19 protein-coding genes are annotated in these 16,933 nt (G+C 57.9%); 14 read left to right on the top strand and 5 right to left on the bottom strand.

Annotated elements, in window-relative coordinates; all coding sequences use genetic code 11:
- Positions 1–37 precede the first annotated feature (37 nt).
- Complete coding sequence (locus ACQ4WM_RS06785) at positions 38–1,438, top strand: mechanosensitive ion channel family protein (RefSeq protein WP_436545905.1); 1,401 nt, start codon at positions 38–40, stop codon at positions 1,436–1,438.
- A gap of 168 nt (positions 1,439–1,606) precedes the next feature.
- Positions 1,607–2,776, top strand: coding sequence for a DesA family fatty acid desaturase (locus tag ACQ4WM_RS06780; RefSeq protein ID WP_436545904.1), 1,170 nt, complete (start codon positions 1,607–1,609; stop codon positions 2,774–2,776).
- A gap of 128 nt (positions 2,777–2,904) precedes the next feature.
- Here the strand turns inward: ACQ4WM_RS06780 and rpmG are convergent, their stop codons facing one another.
- The 3 genes from rpmG to radC all read right to left on the bottom strand — a co-directional run bounded on the left by rpmG (position 2,905) and on the right by radC (position 4,251).
- A complete protein-coding gene (rpmG, locus tag ACQ4WM_RS06775; protein ID WP_010400929.1) occupies positions 2,905–3,072 on the bottom strand; it encodes a 50S ribosomal protein L33 in 168 nt (55 codons plus the stop codon).
- Between the two features lie 22 nt (positions 3,073–3,094).
- Complete coding sequence (rpmB, locus tag ACQ4WM_RS06770; RefSeq protein ID WP_010400928.1) at positions 3,095–3,331, bottom strand: 50S ribosomal protein L28; 237 nt, start codon at positions 3,329–3,331, stop codon at positions 3,095–3,097.
- A 245-nt stretch (positions 3,332–3,576) separates the two neighbouring features.
- Positions 3,577–4,251 (bottom strand): RadC family protein, encoded by a 675-nt coding sequence (radC, locus tag ACQ4WM_RS06765; protein WP_436545903.1) that lies wholly within the window; start codon positions 4,249–4,251, stop codon positions 3,577–3,579.
- Between the two features lie 109 nt (positions 4,252–4,360).
- Here radC and ACQ4WM_RS06760 point away from each other — a divergent pair, with 109 nt between their 5' ends.
- From ACQ4WM_RS06760 to ACQ4WM_RS06735, 6 genes are all read left to right on the top strand, one after another.
- Positions 4,361–4,816, top strand: a complete 456-nt coding sequence (locus ACQ4WM_RS06760; RefSeq protein ID WP_436545902.1) for an FKBP-type peptidyl-prolyl cis-trans isomerase — start codon at positions 4,361–4,363, stop codon at positions 4,814–4,816.
- A gap of 10 nt (positions 4,817–4,826) precedes the next feature.
- Complete coding sequence (gene ispH, locus ACQ4WM_RS06755; RefSeq protein WP_436545901.1) at positions 4,827–5,801, top strand: 4-hydroxy-3-methylbut-2-enyl diphosphate reductase; 975 nt, start codon at positions 4,827–4,829, stop codon at positions 5,799–5,801.
- Between the two features lie 257 nt (positions 5,802–6,058).
- On the top strand, positions 6,059–6,988 hold the full coding sequence (locus ACQ4WM_RS06750) for a branched-chain amino acid ABC transporter permease (RefSeq protein WP_436545900.1): 930 nt from the start codon (positions 6,059–6,061) through the stop codon (positions 6,986–6,988).
- Positions 6,989–7,007: 19 nt separating this feature from the next.
- Positions 7,008–8,225 (top strand): ABC transporter permease subunit, encoded by a 1,218-nt coding sequence (locus ACQ4WM_RS06745; RefSeq protein WP_436545899.1) that lies wholly within the window; start codon positions 7,008–7,010, stop codon positions 8,223–8,225.
- Positions 8,226–8,234: 9 nt separating this feature from the next.
- A complete protein-coding gene (locus ACQ4WM_RS06740; RefSeq protein ID WP_436545898.1) occupies positions 8,235–9,008 on the top strand; it encodes an ABC transporter ATP-binding protein in 774 nt (257 codons plus the stop codon).
- Positions 9,005–9,724 (top strand): ABC transporter ATP-binding protein, encoded by a 720-nt coding sequence (locus tag ACQ4WM_RS06735; RefSeq protein ID WP_436545897.1) that lies wholly within the window; start codon positions 9,005–9,007, stop codon positions 9,722–9,724. The genes ACQ4WM_RS06740 and ACQ4WM_RS06735 overlap by 4 nt, the downstream gene beginning before the upstream one ends.
- A 130-nt stretch (positions 9,725–9,854) precedes the next feature.
- Here the strand turns inward: ACQ4WM_RS06735 and phaP are convergent, their stop codons facing one another.
- Complete coding sequence (gene phaP / locus ACQ4WM_RS06730; RefSeq protein ID WP_436545896.1) at positions 9,855–10,415, bottom strand: TIGR01841 family phasin; 561 nt, start codon at positions 10,413–10,415, stop codon at positions 9,855–9,857.
- Between the two features lie 349 nt (positions 10,416–10,764).
- On the opposite strand from phaP, the gene ACQ4WM_RS06725 reads away from it, so the two are divergent.
- Positions 10,765–11,682, top strand: a complete 918-nt coding sequence (locus ACQ4WM_RS06725) for a DMT family transporter (protein ID WP_436545895.1) — start codon at positions 10,765–10,767, stop codon at positions 11,680–11,682.
- 176 nt (positions 11,683–11,858) lie between these two features.
- A complete protein-coding gene (pbpG, locus tag ACQ4WM_RS06720; RefSeq protein WP_436545894.1) occupies positions 11,859–12,968 on the top strand; it encodes a D-alanyl-D-alanine endopeptidase in 1,110 nt (369 codons plus the stop codon).
- Positions 12,969–13,002: 34 nt separating this feature from the next.
- Here the strand turns inward: pbpG and ACQ4WM_RS06715 are convergent, their stop codons facing one another.
- Positions 13,003–13,782 (bottom strand): IclR family transcriptional regulator, encoded by a 780-nt coding sequence (locus ACQ4WM_RS06715; protein WP_308924830.1) that lies wholly within the window; start codon positions 13,780–13,782, stop codon positions 13,003–13,005.
- A 152-nt stretch (positions 13,783–13,934) separates the two neighbouring features.
- Between ACQ4WM_RS06715 and ACQ4WM_RS06710 the strand changes: the two genes are divergently transcribed.
- From ACQ4WM_RS06710 to ACQ4WM_RS06695, 4 genes are all read left to right on the top strand, one after another.
- Positions 13,935–14,318 (top strand): diacylglycerol kinase, encoded by a 384-nt coding sequence (locus tag ACQ4WM_RS06710; RefSeq protein WP_436545893.1) that lies wholly within the window; start codon positions 13,935–13,937, stop codon positions 14,316–14,318.
- A gap of 129 nt (positions 14,319–14,447) precedes the next feature.
- Positions 14,448–15,449: a sulfate ABC transporter substrate-binding protein gene (locus ACQ4WM_RS06705; protein ID WP_436545892.1), complete on the top strand. Its 1,002-nt coding sequence runs from the start codon at positions 14,448–14,450 to the stop codon at positions 15,447–15,449.
- Positions 15,450–15,500: 51 nt separating this feature from the next.
- The gene (locus tag ACQ4WM_RS06700) at positions 15,501–16,067 is read left to right on the top strand and encodes an RBBP9/YdeN family alpha/beta hydrolase (RefSeq protein WP_436545891.1); all 567 of its coding nucleotides are present in this window, start codon (positions 15,501–15,503) and stop codon (positions 16,065–16,067) included.
- A 34-nt stretch (positions 16,068–16,101) separates the two neighbouring features.
- Positions 16,102–16,740 (top strand): peroxiredoxin, encoded by a 639-nt coding sequence (locus tag ACQ4WM_RS06695; protein ID WP_436545890.1) that lies wholly within the window; start codon positions 16,102–16,104, stop codon positions 16,738–16,740.
- Positions 16,741–16,933: the final 193 nt, after the last annotated feature.

The raw sequence follows: 16,933 nt of genomic DNA, 5'->3' as shown, positions 1-16,933 counted from the left end.
CGCAGCGACTGCTGTTTTCACCAGCCAGCCGCCTGGCGTGAGCACTCGCTCATTCCGTAACACCTTCCAGTCCCACGCAATGAACCAGACTCCGCTGCTCAATCTGATCACCGACTTCGTCGATGATTTTCGTCAACCGGCCATCTTGTGGCAGGCACTTGTCATCATCGCGTGCCTGGCCCTGAGCTGGATCTTCGTGCGCCAGTTGCGTGCCGTGCTGGCCAGGCGCGCCGATGCGGTTGTTCCGCCCGTCAGCGTGGAAGTGCGTACTCGCACCGAAAGTTTTATCCGCATTCTGACACCGGTGCTGACGGCGCTGCTGCTGGGCGTGTCCCAGCATTTCCTGGCGAGGTTCCAGAGCGTCAACTTGCTCGGCATTGCCATTCCCTTGTGCACCTCGATGGCGCTGGTGCGTTTCGGCTTTTATGTGCTGCGCCGCATCTTTGCCCGCCATGGCGAGATCAGCCCCGTCATGCTGCTGCTGGAAAAAGTTTTCACGATTATTGTCTGGCTGGGCATGGCCCTGTATATCACGGGCCTGTGGCCGGAACTGCATGCATTCCTGGAAAGTATCGTCGTGCCGCTGGGCCGCAACAAGGTGTCAGTGGCTGCCATCTTGCAAGCTGCCATTTCGGTAGCCGTGCTGATGGTGCTGGCGATGTGGGCCGGCACTGCGCTCGACGACCGCCTGATGAAAATGCAGGGCCTGCATTCTTCGCTGCGGGTGGTGATGTCACGCATGGGGCGCGCCGTGCTGATCCTGGTGTCCGTGCTGGTCAGCCTGTCGCTGGTGGGTATCGACCTGACAGTGCTGTCAGTGTTCGGCGGCGCCTTTGGCGTGGCGCTCGGTTTCGGTTTGCAGAAGATCGCCGCCAACTTCGTCTCCGGCTTCATTATCCTGCTGGACCGCAGCCTGACCATCGGCGACGTGATCACGGTCGGCCAGTTCAGCGGGAAAGTGACGCAGATCAATACGCGCTATACCGTGCTGTTGGGCGGCGATGGTATTGAATCCATCGTGCCGAATGAAATGCTGATCTCGGGTGGCGTGCAGAACATGTCGCTCAGCAATCGCATGATATGGCTGTCGGCCACCGTATCGGTTGGCTACGACACCGATATCGACGTCATTTTTCCGCTGCTGGAAGAAGCGACCGCGAATGTGCCGCGTGTATCGAAGAGCAAGCCGCCGTCGGCGACCCTGGTGCGCTTCGGCGCCGATGGCCTGGATCTGCAGATCGGCTTCTGGATATCGGATCCTGAAAACGGCACCGGCGTGGTCAAGTCGAATGTGAACCGCGCCATTTGGCGTACGTTGCAAGAACATAGTGTGTTCGTACCATTCCCGCAACGCGAGTTGCGCATCATCGGCGCCGCCTCCTCGGCCTTGCCAGGCGCCACCGCCACTGAAACCACGGGTCCGGCCAGCCAGCCCTGACTTCGCTGGCGCGTTCAATAACGCCTGACGGTGCGCACAAGGCGTACAATTGCGTCTAAAATCTACGCATATCGCCTTTCCAGCGTCGCTGGGGCGTACGTGTACAAGCCCCATCAACTTGGAGTAGTAATGACATTGAGTTCCGTTTTACATGACGTTCTGCAGTTTATGGCAACAGGTATCACCGATCTGTCCGCCTGGCAGGTGTTTGCCTATACCATGGTGGTCACCCACATCACGATTGCCAGCGTCACGATTTACCTGCATCGCCACCAGGCACACCGTGCACTGGAATTGCACGCCATCCCCAGCCATTTCTTCCGCTTCTGGCTGTGGCTGACCACCGGTCAGGTGACCAAGGAGTGGGCGGCCATCCACCGCAAGCATCACGCCAAGTGCGATACGGAAGAAGATCCGCACAGCCCCGTCACGCGTGGCATCAAGAAAGTCTTCTGGGAAGGCGCCGAGTTGTACCGCGCCGAATCGAAAAACCTGGAAACCATGGCCAAATACGGCCATGGCACGCCAACTGACTGGATCGAGCGCAATCTGTACACCAAATACAGCTGGCTGGGCGTGGTCTTGCTGTTCTTCATCAATTTCGCCCTGTTTGGCGTGATCGGCATTTCCGTGTGGGCCGTGCAGATGATGTGGATACCCGTGACGGCGGCCGGCATCATCAACGGTATCGGTCATTACTGGGGCTACCGCAACTACGACTGTGCCGATGCTGCGACCAACATCATTCCTTTCGGCATTTTGATCGGCGGCGAGGAACTCCATAACAACCACCATACGTATGCAACGTCGGCCAAGCTGTCGTCAAAATGGTATGAGTTCGATATTGGCTGGGCGTATATCCGTGGCCTGGAAATGCTGGGACTGGCAAAAGTGAAGAAGCTGGCGCCGGAACCGAAGTTCGCGCCTGGCAAGCTGGAAGCCGATTTCGATACCTTGCAGTCAGTAATTGCCAACCGCTACGACGTGATGGCCAAGTATGCCAAATCGATCAAGTCGGCGTGGAAGGAAGAGGTCGAACATCTGAAAGAAAAGGCCGAGCTGGAAAAACGCTTTTTGAAGTCGTCGCACAAGCTGTTGCAGCGTGAACCGGCCAAACTGGCCGATGTGCATCACCAGCAGCTGTCCGAGTTGTTCCAGCACAGCAAGGCGCTGGAAACCATGCATCATATGCGCGTGGAATTGGGCGCCATCTGGGAGCGTTCGCACTTTACGCGCGAGCAGTTGCTGGACAAGCTGCAAGACTGGTGTGCACGGGCTGAAGCGTCGGGTATTAAGTCCTTACAGGAGTTCTCCCTGCGCCTTCGCAGCTACGCGTAAGCCCTGCCTGGGTATTGCGAGGCTCCGCACAGCGGGGCCTTTTTTTTCGTCCGGTAGCCGCACGCAAGAAAACAAGGACGAAAAAAAAACCGCTCGAAAGCGGCTTTTTTCGTCGAAGCAAAGATCGATTACTTGATCTTGGTTTCTTTGTACGTCACGTGCTTGCGTGCTTTAGGATCAAATTTCATGATCTCCATTTTCGCAGGCGTCGTACGCTTGTTTTTGGTGGTCGTGTAGAAGTGACCCGTACCGGCGGTCGATTCTAACTTGATTTTGTCGCGGCCTGATTTTGCCATGATAGCTCCCTTGTTCTGCTAATTAGACTTTTTCGCCACGAGCGCGCATGTCGACCAATACGGCGTCGATGCCGACTTTATCGATGACGCGCAGACCGGCGTTGGACAAACGCAGGGAGACCCAGCGGTTTTCAGATTCAACAAAAATACGACGATTTTGCAAGTTAGGCAAAAAACGACGTTTGGTTTTGTTGTTTGCATGGGAAACATTGTTGCCGACCATCGGCTTCTTCCCAGTGACTTGGCAAACACGTGCCATGGCGCACTCCTTAAAGACATTCCAAATTGGAAAAACGAGAGTATATCCAAAAAAATCAGATTTATCAATGACTTGCGAAAAACAATTGTGTCTTGTTGTATTTAATTTATTTAACAATCTGGCTTGCCGTCATTTTGTCCATGAAAAATCTGGTAAACCACTTTGTTTACTGCCAGGCAAGCATCGGGCAGAACGGGCGTATGTCCTTGTTTACACAGGTTAACTGCCGCAAACGCGCATGCAGCCTAGAGTTGCCCATGTTCGGCGAAGGAATGGACTTGCCGTCCTGCCACCACAAAATGGTCAAGCACGCGCACGTCGACCAGCAACAGCGCCTGCACCAGCGAACGCGTCAGCAACAGGTCCGATTCGCTGGGATCGGGTGTGCCGGAAGGGTGGTTATGCGCCAGGATCACGCTGGCCGCATTGTGCTGCAGCGCCTGTTTCACCACTTCGCGCGGATATACGCTGGTATGCGTCAGGGTGCCGCGAAACATTTCGCGTGTCGTGATCAGCCGGTTCTTGACGTCCATAAACAGCACATGGAACGCTTCATGGCCGAGGTTGCCCATGGTGATGCGCAAGTAGTCCTTGACGGCGTGCGGTGAGCTCAAGGCCTGGCCTGATTGCAGGTCTTCGACTATTGCACGCCGCGCCAGCTCCATCACGGCCTGCAACTGGGCGAACTTGGCGCTGCCCATGCCGTGCACGGCCGAAAAATTGGCCAGGCTGGCGCCGAACAGGCCGCGCAGCGACCCGAAGTGCTCGACCGTGTCGCGCGCCAGCTGCACCGCGCTCTTGCCACGCACGCCGGTGCGCAGGAAGACGGCCAGCAATTCCGCATCCGACAGCGTATGCGCGCCATCCTCGATCAGCCGTTCCCGGGGCCGCTCGCGGGCGGGCCAGTCCTTGATTGCCATATTGCTCTCCATACGCACGGTATGCGCATTGTTTGATGGGGGCGATGGGGCAGGCGTGCCCAGTGTGGCTTACAATATCGCTTTGCATCAGTTATCTGAAAACATCACTATGTCCAACCAGCAACCAGCAGTTGTCACCAAAGAGGCCTACCTCACCCTGCATTATCGTCTTGCCACCATGGACGGTACTGATATTGTCACTACCTTCAATGGAAATCCGGCGACGCTGATGCTGGGACAGAACCAGCTGGCGCCGTTCCTGGAAGAGCGCTTGCTGGGCTTGCCCGAAGGCACGCACACGACTTTCGAGCTGGCCGCAGGCGAAGGCTTTGGCGAGCGCAACCCGGACCTGGTGCAATCGGTGTCGCGCGCTACCCTGGACGAAAACTCGGTGCCGGGCGCCGACTACAAGATCGGTGATCTGGTCGACTTTGCCGCCCCCGGTGGTGGCCGCTTTGCCGGCGTGCTGCGTGAAATGCGCGAGGACTCGGCCCTGTTTGATTTCAATCATCCACTGGCCGGACAGCCGCTGCGCTTTGAAGTCAAACTGATATCCGTGCTGTAAGGAGATGACCATGGACAAGGAACTGTTACTGGCCCAGCCGCGCGGCTTTTGCGCCGGTGTCGACCGGGCGATCGAGATCGTCGAGCGCGCGCTGCAGCAATTCGGAGCGCCTATTTATGTGCGCCATGAAATCGTCCACAACGCCTATGTGGTGGCTGATTTGCGCAACAAGGGCGCGATCTTCATTGATGACCTCGATGATGTGCCTTCTGGCAATACGCTTGTGTTTTCCGCCCATGGCGTCTCGAAAGCAGTGCGCGCCGAGGCCGAATCGCGCGGCTTGAGCATCTTTGACGCTACTTGTCCGCTGGTCACCAAGGTGCACATGGAAGTGGCCAAGATGCGCCGCGAGGGCCGCGAGATCATCATGATCGGCCACGACGGCCACCCAGAAGTGGAAGGCACCATGGGGCAGGCCGAGCAGGGCATGCACCTGGTGGAAACGCTGGAGGATGTGGCGTCGTTGCAGGTGGCCAATCCGGACAGCCTGGCTTATGTTTCGCAAACAACGCTGTCAGTAGACGACACCATCGACATCATTGCGGCGCTGAAACAAAAATATCCGAATATTTCCGAGCCTAAAAAAGGCGACATTTGCTACGCCACTACCAACCGCCAGGAAGCCGTCAAATTCATGGCGCCGCAGGTGGAACTGGTGATCGTGGTCGGCAGCCCGAACAGCTCGAATTCGAACCGCCTGCGCGAAGTGGCCGACAAGATGGGCACGCCCGCCTATATGGTCGATAACGCCTCGCAGATCGACCCGGCCTGGCTGGACGGCAAACTGCGCGTCGGTGTCACGGCCGGTGCCTCGGCACCGGAGATTTTGGTGCAAGCGGTGATCGACCGCCTGAAACAGTGCGGCGTGAAAAGCGTGCGGCCACTCGATGGCGTACAAGAAGCCGTGACCTTCCCGATGCCAAAAGGGCTCGATGGTGTGAAAAGAGTGGTTGAACAGGTTAATTTTGGAGCAACTTCTACCTGAAACAGAATTTAATTTGTTGATTTCGATATTATTCCAAGCTAAGTTTTTACAAAAGATCGTTATGATGGTCGCAAGCTTGAATATGTTGTCGTTATGATTAAGCGGGTTGGTGCACGTTTTCAGTGCACGCACCAGGCTGGTGAGAACGGTCCAAGGATGGCACTGCAGGATTTTTTCCTTCGGTGCCGTTTTTTTATCGGCGGCGGCATGGCGAGTGGAAGGTGTTCCCGAAAAATGTAACGATAGGGCAATCTGACATGGATACATTCATCCAGCAAATCATTAACGGCTTGGTGCTGGGCAGCATGTATGCCCTGGTCGCCCTCGGTTATACGATGGTGTACGGCGTGCTGAACCTGATTAACTTCGCCCACGGCGACGTGCTCATGATAGGCGCCATGGTGGGCCTGTCCATCCTGAAGTTGCTGGGCATTTATGTGCCGGACTGGCCCGGCTATCTGAAACTGGCTACCGCCATCCTCGGCGCGATCCCTGCCTGCATCCTTATCAACATCATCATCGAGCGGGTCGCCTACCGCCGCCTGCGCAACGCCCCCCGCCTGGCCCCCCTGATTACCGCTATCGGCGTGTCGATCTTGCTGCAAACCTTTGCCATGATGATCTGGACCCGCAACCCGCTGCCCTTCCCGCAACTGCTGTCGACCGACCCGATCAATATCGGCGGCGCGGTGATTTCGCAAACGCAAGTGCTGCTGCTGGCCCTGGCCGCGATATCCATGGGTTCGTTGGTGATCCTGGTGGAAAAAACGAAAATGGGCCGCGCCATGCGGGCCACGGCGGAAAACCCGCGCGTGGCCGGCCTGATGGGGGTCGATTCCGATAAAGTTATCGTCGCCACGTTTGCCATCGGCGCCGCGCTGGCCGCCGTGGCCGGCGTGATGTGGGGCGCCAACTATGCTTCCATTCAATTTTCCATGGGTGCCATCCCCGGCCTGAAGGCGTTTTGCGCAGCCGTGCTGGGCGGCATCGGCAATATCTACGGCGCCATGATAGGCGGCATCTTGCTGGGCATTATAGAAAGCCTGGGCGCCGGCTATATCGGCGACATTACCGGCGGTTTCCTCGGCAGCCACTACCAGGACATCTTTGCCTTTATCGTGCTGATCATCGTGTTGACACTGCGCCCGTCCGGCATCATGGGCGAACGCGTGGCCGACCGCGCCTGACGTCATTAGGAGACAGACAATGGCACTACTCGACTTCGACGTCAAAAAGAACCCCGCCAAAGCCTACGCCGGCATGGTGGGCCTGGCCGCGCTGCTGATGATCTTCCCGTTTTTTGCCGCCCAGTTCGGCAACTCGTGGGTACGCATCATCGACATGGCGCTGCTGTATATCATGCTGGCCCTGGGCCTGAATATCGTGGTGGGTTTTGCCGGCCTGCTTGACCTCGGATATATCGCTTTTTACGCAGTCGGCGCCTACCTGACGGCGCTGCTGGCGTCGCCGCAGTTCGCCATCCTGCTCGAATCGGTGATCAATCAGTATCCGGTGTTCGGCGAGTCGCTGGTACAACTGATGGGGCCGGAGATCCGCGAGCACGGCATCCATTTGTCGGTGTGGGTGATCGTGCCGCTGGCGGCCTTTGCTGCCGGCCTGTTCGGCGCGCTGCTGGGCGCGCCGACCTTGAAACTGCGCGGCGACTACCTGGCCATCGTGACCCTGGGCTTTGGCGAGATTATCCGCATCTTCATGAACAACCTGAACGACCCGATCAATTTCACCAACGGGCCGCAGGGCATCAACCTGATCGACCCGATCCGCGTGTTCGGCGTCAACCTGGCAGGCGAGGCGGGCACCAACAGCACCGTGATGGTGGGAGGCTTTTCCATGCCGTCCGTGAACGCCTATTACTTTTTGTTCCTGTTCCTGTGCGTCGCCGTGGTGTTCATTACCACACGCCTGCAGCATTCGCGCCTGGGCCGCGCCTGGGTCGCCATCCGCGAAGACGAGATTGCGGCGAAAGCCATGGGCATCAACACGCGCAATGTAAAACTGCTGGCCTTTTCCATGGGCGCCTCGTTTGGCGGCGTGGCCGGCGCCATGTTTGCGTCATTCCAGGGCTTTGTGTCGCCGGAATCGTTTTCGCTGACCGAATCGATCGCCGTGCTGGCGATGGTGGTGCTGGGCGGTATCGGCCATATTCCCGGCGTGATACTCGGCGGCGTGATCCTGGCCTCGATCCCCGAACTGCTGCGCCATGTGGTCGAGCCGGCCCAGCAGGCGCTGTTCGGCAAGGTGGTGATCGAAGCCGAAGTGCTGCGCCAGTTGCTGTACGGCCTGGCCATGGTATTGATCATGCTCAATCGTCCGGCTGGGCTGTGGCCATCGCCGAAGAGCGAGGACCGGCCTGACCACGATATCGACCAACCCGACAAATCGACCGATGTCGTATCAGCCTGAGGAGCACGCATGAGCGAACAGATCATTCTCCATATCGCCGGCGTGAACAAGCGGTTTGGCGGCCTGCAGGCGCTGACCGATGTCGGCATTACCATCAAGCAAGGCCAGATCTACGGACTGATCGGCCCCAATGGCGCCGGCAAGACGACGTTTTTTAATGTGATTACCGGCCTGTACCAGCCCGATACAGGCACCTTCGAGCTGGCTGGCAAGCCCTATTCGCCGTCGGCGCCGCACAAGGTGGCCAAGGCCGGGATTGCCCGCACCTTCCAGAATATCCGCCTGTTCGGTGACATGACGGCGCTCGAAAATGTGATGGTCGGGCGCCATGTGCGCTCGCACCAGGGCGTGTTCGGCGCCATCTTCCGCCACAAGGCGGCGCGCGAGGAAGAGGCGGCTATCCGCCGCCGCTCGATGGAGCTGCTCGACTTTGTCGGCATTGCCCGGTTTGCCAACCGCACGGCGCGCTTCCTGTCGTACGGTGACCAGCGCCGCCTGGAAATTGCCCGTGCGCTGGCGACTGACCCGCAATTGCTGGCGCTGGACGAACCGGCGGCCGGCATGAACGCCACCGAAAAACTGGCCCTGCGCGAGTTGCTGGTGAAAATCAAGGCCGAGGGCAAGACCGTGCTGCTGATCGAGCACGACGTGAAACTGATGATGGGCCTGTGCGACCGCATCACGGTACTCGAATACGGCAAGCGCATCGCCGAAGGCTTGCCAGCCGAAATACAACAAAACCAGGCCGTCATCGAGGCTTACCTGGGAGGATCGCACGCATGAGCAATGTATTGAAAGTAGCAGGCCTGAGCGTGGCTTATGGCGGTATCAAGGCCGTCAAGGGCATCGACCTGCAAGTCAACCAGGGCGAGCTGATCGCGCTGATCGGCGCGAATGGCGCCGGCAAGACGACGACCCTGAAAGCCATCACGGGCACTTTGCCAGCTTGCAAGGTCGAGGGCACGATCAGCTATATGGGAGAGTCGCTCAAGGGCAGCAAGTCGTTCCACCTGGTGGAAAAGAAGCTGGCGATGGTGCCGGAAGGGCGCGGCGTATTTACCCGCATGTCGATCCGCGAAAACCTGATGATGGGCGCCTACACCCGCACTGACGCGGCCGGCGTCGAAGTTGATATAGCCAAATGGTTTGACGTGTTTCCGCGCCTGAAAGAAAGGGCGGCGCAGATGGCCGGTACCTTGTCGGGCGGCGAGCAGCAGATGCTGGCAATGGCGCGTGCGCTGATGAGCCATCCAAAGCTGCTGCTGCTTGACGAGCCATCGATGGGCCTGTCACCGATCATGGTCGAGAAGATTTTTGAAGTCATCCGCAAGGTATCGAGCGAGGGCATCACGATCTTGTTGGTCGAACAGAACGCCCGCCTGGCGCTGCAGGCGGCGCACCGCGGCTATGTAATGGATTCGGGATTGATGACGATGAGCGGCAATGCGGCCGACATGCTCGACGATCCGCGCGTGAAGGCGGCCTATCTCGGCGAATAATAGTATTTCCCCATAAAAAATGCCCCGGGAGAAGCGGGGCATAATGGCATCCGTGGGGAAACACGGGGTGGATGCCTGGGGGAGCTGGTTCAGCTGGGCCGCCTGGGGCGGCCTTGAGTCAGAAGGCTAATCAGGCAGCGTGCGGTGCCGCTTTGGCAGCGGCTTGCGTGAACTGGCTGACGGCCGATGCCAGGTTTGCTTCGATGGTTTCTACGGCTTGCTTGCTGCTTTTCGTGAACTGCTCGTAGCCTGCATTGGCGTTGCCGATGGCGCTTTTGAACATGGCGACGGCGTTTTCCGAGCCGGCTGGTGCGTTCTTGGTGACTTCTTCGACCAGCGAGATCACCTTGCGGTTCGTTTCGGCGATTTGCGATTCAGCAGCTTTGCTGAATTCGGCTTGGGCGCCGGACGTGATCGCAGCCAGATGACGGCCGTAGGCGATGGCTTTTTCAGCGGTCGGCTGGGCTTGCGCAGCGCTCAAAGAGAAGAATTCTTGTGGATCCTTGGCTGCCAGCAATTGCTTGGCAGTGGCGGTCGACTCTTCCAGGGTAGCCTTGGCGGCGGTCAGGTTCAGTTCGACGATTTTTTCGATGCTCTCAAATGCCTTGCCCGTCAGCGACGAGAACAGGGCGAATTGGGCTTCCAGGTTGGATTTGGTAGCGGACGAGAATTGCTCAGGGATTGAAAACATTGTGAATCTCCAAAATATTAGAATCTGGTTAATTTGATGCTGCGTTTGCCATAAAGGGGAAGCAGTTGACTCTGTTTTATCTAGCTGAACAAGCAATTGTGCAACGCAACAAACCTTATTTTACGGTGAAAAAAAGTTAAGTCAAGCGAATCTTGTGCAATGCAACAATTGAATAGATTCAGGTCAAAAGTCATTGTTTCTAAATAATAATTTTTGATTCTTGTGGTTAATTATTTCCGGAAAACTGGCACCTTCAGCCCCTGCGGCACGCCGGGCAGCGCAGCATGCTAGACTTGATCTTCCGCACTGGCGGAAGCCCACGGTGCCGCCACGTTTTCCGAGTCTGTCCATGTCCAATCTTCCCGCCGCGCCAGGCGCCGGCAATCAAGCCGTTTTTCCCGCCAGTCTGGTGCCGATGGTCTTGCCCGGCTTTTTCGTGTTGTTATGGAGTACCGGTTTTATCGTCGCCAAGTTCGGCCTGCCGTATGCGCCGCCGCTGACGTTTCTGCTGTTGCGCTTCCTGGGCGTGCTGGTAATCCTGCTGCCGTTGGTGCTGGTCTTGCGCGCACCGTGGCCGGTGGGGCAGTTCCGCCAGATCGCCGTGGCCGGCGTGTTGATGCAGGCCGGCTACCTGGCCGGTGTCTGGTGTGCCATCAAGCTGGGCATGCCGGCCGGCCTCTCGGCCCTGATAGTCGGCATGCAGCCGGTGCTGACGGCCTGCGCCGCACCTTTGATCGGCGAGTCGGTGCGGCCGCGTCAATGGCTGGGCCTGTTTTTTGGCCTGCTGGGCGTGGCGCTGGTGGTGTATGCCAAGATCGACCTGGTGGGGCTGACCCTGGAAAGCGTGCTGCTGTGCGTGTTCGCGCTGCTGTCGATGACGGCCGGCACCATGTTCCAGAAACGCCATTGTCCGCAGTTTGACTTGCGCACCGGCACGGTGGTGCAATTTGCCGCCTCGATGGTGGTGGTGTTGCCGTTTGCCCTGTATTACGAAGGCCTGGATTTTGCTTTAAGCAAGGTGCAATGGACCAGCAACTTTATCGGCGCCTTGTTATGGTCCGTATTGGTGCTGTCGATTGGTGCCATCTTCCTGTTGTTCGCACTGATACGGCGCAGCGACGCCACCAAGGTCACGGGCTTGCTGTACCTGACGCCACCGACCACGGCCGTGATGGCCTGGCTGATGTTTGGCGAAGCATTTAACATATTGGGAATCGCCGGCATGCTGGTGGCCGTGATCGGCGTCGTGTTTGTCGTCAAGAAATGACACCCATCACGGTTCAGCCAATGAAACACATAATGAAAAGGAAATTCATTTGCTCCTCAATCATGCTTTATGTTTCATTGCCGCAATAAATACTGTCTCAACTGTTAAATTGGCTTGCGATTACTCTACATTTCGCTAAACTGCAATAATGCAACAGCTTCACGGGGAAATATTGAATGGCAAAGTTTAAACTCGCGCTGGGCTTGCTGGCTTCCCTGCTGTTTGCGCTGGCACCGGCTGCGGCCGTGCACGCCAAGGAAGCAGCCAGCAAGTCTTCAGCTGCCAAGAAACAAAATAGCAAGAAAGCCAAGGTCGTGCTGCGCAAAGGCGCGCGTGCCACTGGCGATCGTGCAATCGGCACGCGCGCCAAAGCCGTGCCGCGCGAGAAAGCCGTGCGCCGCGTCGTTACCGTACGCGGCAAACGCAAGGTCATCTATCAACGCGTGACCAGCGCCGCCGTGCCGATGGCCGCGCCGATGCCGACCATGGGCGACCTGGCCGGCCTCAATCTGACACGCGATCCGCTCGACCTGAAGTCCAGCGTGGCGCTGGTGCTCGACCAGAGCAATGCGGAAGTCTTGTTCGAGAAAAATTCCAATGTGGCGCTGCCGATCGCCTCGATTACCAAGATGATGACGGGCCTGGTGGTAGTCGAAGCGGGACAGGACATGGATGAAGTGCTGACGATCACGGACGACGATGTCGACCGCGCCAAATTCAGCAGTTCGCGCCTGAAAGTCGGTTCACAATTGACTCGTAGCAATATGCTGCATATTGCGCTGATGAGCTCGGAAAACCGCGCCGCGTCAGCCCTGGGCCGCAACTATCCGGGTGGCCTGCCGGCCTTTGTCAGCGCCATGAACGCCAAGGCGCGCAAGCTCGGCATGAATGACACGCATTATGTCGATTCGAACGGCTTGTCGAAAATGAACGTGGCCAGCGCACATGACCTGGCCAAGCTGGCCATGGCCGCATTCCAGCATCCGCTGCTGCGCCAGTTCTCGACCGATCCGAAAGCGATCGTCGAAGCCAGCGGCCACCCCATGCAGTTCGGTAACACGAATCACCTGGTGGCCAATCCGGGCTGGGACATCGGCTTGCAGAAAACCGGCTTTATCAACGAGGCGGGCCGCTGCCTGATGATGCAGGCCGTGATCGAAGGGCGTTCGGTGATTATGGTGTTTCTCGATTCCAAGGGCAAGCAGTCGCGTACGGCCGATGCGGGACGGATGCGCAAGTGGCTGGAGGCATTAAAACCGGGCAACCTGGTTCTGCCAGGCGGTTGATAAAAAAGGGGCCAGTTTGAACTGGCCCCTTTTTTTAATTCTGCGGCATAAATCCCAAGGTCACGGAAATCTGGTTGGCCGTTTCCACCAGGTCTTCCAGCCACTCATCCTGCAGCCGGTCGGCCGGCGCCGAGATCGACAGGCCGGCGATCAGCTTGCCGGAGTCGTCGCGGATGCCGGCCGCCATGCAGCGCACGCCCAGTTCCAGCTCTTCATTGTCACGTGCATAGCCGTTCTCGCGCACCTGGCTCAGCTCGCGTTCCAGTTTCAGCAAATCCGTAATGGAATTCTTGTTGTGTCCGGCCAGGCCAGTGCGCGTGGCATAGGCGCGTATGGCTTTCGGTTCATCGACCGATAAAAACAGCTTGCCGGTCGAAGTCAGGTGCAGCGGGCCGCGCCCGCCGATGGCGCGCACCACCTGCATGCCGGAACGCTCGGAAAAGGCGCGGTCGATATAGACGATCTCGTCGCCCTGGCGCACCGACAGATTGATGGTCTGCTGGGTTTTCTTGTGCAGCTGGCGCATGAAGTCCAGCGCCGCTTCGCGTACGCTGAGGCGGCTTTTCACCACATTGCCCAGTTCCAGCAAGCGCATGCCCAGGCGGTAGGTGCCCGGCTCGATACGGTCGACAAAACGCGTCAGCACCATGTCGTTCAGGATGCGGTGGGCGGTGGACGGGTGCAGGCCCGACACCTTCGACAATTCCTTCAGGCTGACCGGGTCGCTATATTTGGCCAGTGCGTCGAGCAGGGCGACCATGCGCTCTATCACCTGTATCGTCGTCTTGGGCGCTGCGACGGGTTCAATTTTCATGGTGGATTTGGTGCGATGCAGTATTCATGCCGTACTTTATACCATGATGTGAAAGAGGGGAATGGCCGCTGTGGCTTTGCATGAAAAATTGTCACATCTCTATTGTGCCAAGGCATAATCAAACTCCTTCATCGGCCTGAACACGAAAATCCATGCAACCAGTAAATGAATTCAAAAGCAAGAGCGGCTTGAAACGTATCTTTTCCGCATTTTTCTATTCCATCGACGGCCTGAAAGCGGCCTGGCGCGGCGAGCATGCGTTCCGCCAGGAACTGGGTCTGTTCGTGTTTGGTACCGTCATCGCCTTGCTGCTGCGCGTTTCCGCGTTTGAAAAGCTGGTGCTGATCGGCGTGCTGGTGCTGATATTGATCGTCGAACTGATCAATTCCGCGCTGGAGGCGGTGGTCGACCGCATTTCGCTGGAGCGCCATGAACTGTCGAAAAACGCCAAGGACTTCGGCAGCGCAGCCGTGTTGCTGACCTGCCTGCTGGCATTCGCCACCTGGGTCGTGGTGTTGTTCAACCGTTTTTACTGACCACGAGATCCCCGTTCAACATTCTTTATATGCGAAAATCGCATATCAAATGCTGAAACGCTTCGTTCTCTTTATGAGGTGGAAGCCGTAATCTGGTGGCTCTGAAAGTCAACCACACGGGGATCATCGATGTTGTCGAAAAAAATAATCATAGCCGCCGCCATCAGCGCTCTGGCGGTCCTGCAAACCGTGCAAGCTGCCGATATCACCTTGCTCAACGTGTCGTATGACCCGACCCGCGAGCTGTATCAGGACGTAAACACGGCGTTTGCCAAGGAATGGAAAGGCAAGACCGGCGACAACGTCAAGATCAAGCAATCGCATGGTGGTTCCGGCAAGCAGGCGCGTGCCGTGCTGGACGGCCTGGAAGCGGACGTGGTGACGCTGGCGCTGGCCTATGACATCGACGCGCTGGCCGAACGCAAGCTGCTCGCTGCCGACTGGCAAAAGCGTTTGCAGCACAACAGCTCGCCATACACCTCGACCATCGTGTTCCTGGTGCGCAAGGGCAACCCGAAAGGCATCAAGGACTGGAATGACCTGATCAAGCCAGGCGTGTCCGTGATTACACCGAATCCGAAAACCTCGGGCGGCGCCCGCTGGAATCACCTGGCAGCCTGGGGCTACGCGCTGCGCCAGCCGGGCGGCAACGAAGCCAAGGCCAGGGAGTTCCTCGGCAAACTGTATAAAAACGTGCCGGTGCTCGATTCCGGCGCGCGTGGCGCCACCACCACCTTCGTTGAACGCGGCATCGGCGACGTGCTGATCGCCTGGGAAAACGAAGCCTACCTGGCCGTCAAGGAACTGGGTCCGACCAAGTTCGACATCATCACCCCGTCCATCAGCATCCTGGCCGAGCCGCCGGTTGCCGTGGTCGACAAGGTGGCCGACAAGCACGGCACGCGCAAGGTGGCTGAAGCTTACCTGCAATACCTGTACACGGATGAGGCCCAGGACATTATTGCCAAGAACTACTACCGTCCGGCCACCGCCAAGGCAGCGCAGAAATATGCCGGCCAGTTTGCCAAGGTCAATCTGTTCACCATCGCCGATGTGGGCGGCTGGACGGCGGCGCAAAAGGCACACTTTGCCGACGGCGGCATTTTCGACCAGATCTATCAACCGAAGTAATCATTCCATGGCAGGCGAGAGCCTGCTTGAGCTGATCACAAAGGAATCATCATGGCGCTGCGCAGCTTTTCGGATTACCGGGTACTGATCGTGCCGGGCTTGCATAACAGCGGTCCCGAGCATTGGCAGAGCCGCTGGCAGCGCCTGTATCCGCAATTCGAGCGGGTCGACCAGGACGACTGGGAACAGCCCGACCTGGCCGCCTGGTCTGCCAGGCTGGACCGGGTGCGGCGCGAGGACAGCCGTCCAACCCTGATCGTTGCGCACAGCTTCGGCTGCCTGGCGACGGCGCACAGCCTGGCGCGCGATCCGCAGGGCGTGGCTGGCGTGCTGCTGGTGGCGCCGGCCGACCCCGAAAAATTCGGCGTGGCCGGCAACTTGCCGCACAAGCGATTGCCTTGCCCTGGCATTTTGATCGCCAGCCAGACCGATCCGTGGATGAAAGCCGAACACGCGGCGCAGTGGGCGCGGCGCTGGAATTGCAAGTATATTGATGGCGGTGCGCTGGGTCATATCAACGCCGAGTCCGGTTTGGGTGACTGGGTGTATGGCCAGGCGCAACTGCAAACACTGTCTGACCTGGCGCAAAATACTACGCGCCACCGTCATGCAGCCTGATTGTCCAACCTTAAAACCTGTTCAGGAGATCACGATGACTTTACGCCTGGGCGATACCGCCCCCGACTTTGAACAAGACAGCTCGATCGGTACTATCAAGTTCCACGAGTGGGCCGGCGACTCCTGGGTGGTGCTGTTTTCCCACCCGGCCGACTTTACCCCTGTCTGCACCACCGAACTGGGCCTGACCGCCAAGCTGAAACCGGAATTCGACAAGCGCAACGTGAAAGCCGTGGCGCTGTCGGTCGATGCGGCCGAATCGCATAAAAGCTGGATCAAGGATATCGAAGAGACGCAAAACACGGTGGTGGGTTTCCCCATCATCGCCGACGTCGACAAGAAAGTATCGGTGCTGTACGACATGATCCATCCGGAACAGTCCGTTACCGCCACCGTGCGCTCGGTGTTCGTCATCGACCCGAACAAGAAAGTGCGCCTGATCCTCACTTATCCCTTGAGTACCGGCCGCAATTTCGACGAAATCCTGCGCGTGATCGACGCCCTGCAGCTGACGGACGGCTACACGGTCGCCACCCCCGGCAACTGGAAAGATGGCGACGACGTGATTATCCCGCTGCCGGTGCAAGACCCTGAAGTGATCAAGCAGAAGTATCCGAAAGGCTATACGGCCGCCAAGCCCTATCTGCGTCTGACCCCTCAGCCAAACAAATAAGCCAGCTGTTGTTGCTAAAAACGCACTTTGACGGTGCGTTTTTTTTCCCCCAACGGTTAATCAGCTTGAGTATGCATTTCCCGTCTAAGCAAATGAGAAATGGTTAGTTCTTTTTATAACGATTGCATGTGAATATGACGCCCTGTTACTCGAAAATGTAATAAGAAGGGGTTTCTATGTCTGCAGCAACAAT

The organism is Janthinobacterium longum (genome assembly GCF_051380735.1).
GTDB lineage: Bacteria > Pseudomonadota > Gammaproteobacteria > Burkholderiales > Burkholderiaceae_D > Janthinobacterium.
This window is presented reverse-complemented; position numbering and strand designations above follow the sequence as displayed.

Coding starts and splice junctions, on each gene's coding strand:
- ACQ4WM_RS06780 (WP_436545904.1), top strand. CDS start 1,607: ATGGCAACAGGTATCACCGATCTGTCCGCCTGGCAGGTGTTTGCCTAT.
- rpmG (WP_010400929.1), bottom strand. CDS start 3,072: ATGGCAAAATCAGGCCGCGACAAAATCAAGTTAGAATCGACCGCCGGT.
- rpmB (WP_010400928.1), bottom strand. CDS start 3,331: ATGGCACGTGTTTGCCAAGTCACTGGGAAGAAGCCGATGGTCGGCAAC.
- radC (WP_436545903.1), bottom strand. CDS start 4,251: ATGGCAATCAAGGACTGGCCCGCCCGCGAGCGGCCCCGGGAACGGCTG.
- ACQ4WM_RS06760 (WP_436545902.1), top strand. CDS start 4,361: ATGTCCAACCAGCAACCAGCAGTTGTCACCAAAGAGGCCTACCTCACC.
- ispH (WP_436545901.1), top strand. CDS start 4,827: ATGGACAAGGAACTGTTACTGGCCCAGCCGCGCGGCTTTTGCGCCGGT.
- ACQ4WM_RS06750 (WP_436545900.1), top strand. CDS start 6,059: ATGGATACATTCATCCAGCAAATCATTAACGGCTTGGTGCTGGGCAGC.
- ACQ4WM_RS06745 (WP_436545899.1), top strand. CDS start 7,008: ATGGCACTACTCGACTTCGACGTCAAAAAGAACCCCGCCAAAGCCTAC.
- ACQ4WM_RS06740 (WP_436545898.1), top strand. CDS start 8,235: ATGAGCGAACAGATCATTCTCCATATCGCCGGCGTGAACAAGCGGTTT.
- ACQ4WM_RS06735 (WP_436545897.1), top strand. CDS start 9,005: ATGAGCAATGTATTGAAAGTAGCAGGCCTGAGCGTGGCTTATGGCGGT.
- phaP (WP_436545896.1), bottom strand. CDS start 10,415: ATGTTTTCAATCCCTGAGCAATTCTCGTCCGCTACCAAATCCAACCTG.
- ACQ4WM_RS06725 (WP_436545895.1), top strand. CDS start 10,765: ATGTCCAATCTTCCCGCCGCGCCAGGCGCCGGCAATCAAGCCGTTTTT.
- pbpG (WP_436545894.1), top strand. CDS start 11,859: ATGGCAAAGTTTAAACTCGCGCTGGGCTTGCTGGCTTCCCTGCTGTTT.
- ACQ4WM_RS06715 (WP_308924830.1), bottom strand. CDS start 13,782: ATGAAAATTGAACCCGTCGCAGCGCCCAAGACGACGATACAGGTGATA.
- ACQ4WM_RS06710 (WP_436545893.1), top strand. CDS start 13,935: ATGCAACCAGTAAATGAATTCAAAAGCAAGAGCGGCTTGAAACGTATC.
- ACQ4WM_RS06705 (WP_436545892.1), top strand. CDS start 14,448: ATGTTGTCGAAAAAAATAATCATAGCCGCCGCCATCAGCGCTCTGGCG.
- ACQ4WM_RS06700 (WP_436545891.1), top strand. CDS start 15,501: ATGGCGCTGCGCAGCTTTTCGGATTACCGGGTACTGATCGTGCCGGGC.
- ACQ4WM_RS06695 (WP_436545890.1), top strand. CDS start 16,102: ATGACTTTACGCCTGGGCGATACCGCCCCCGACTTTGAACAAGACAGC.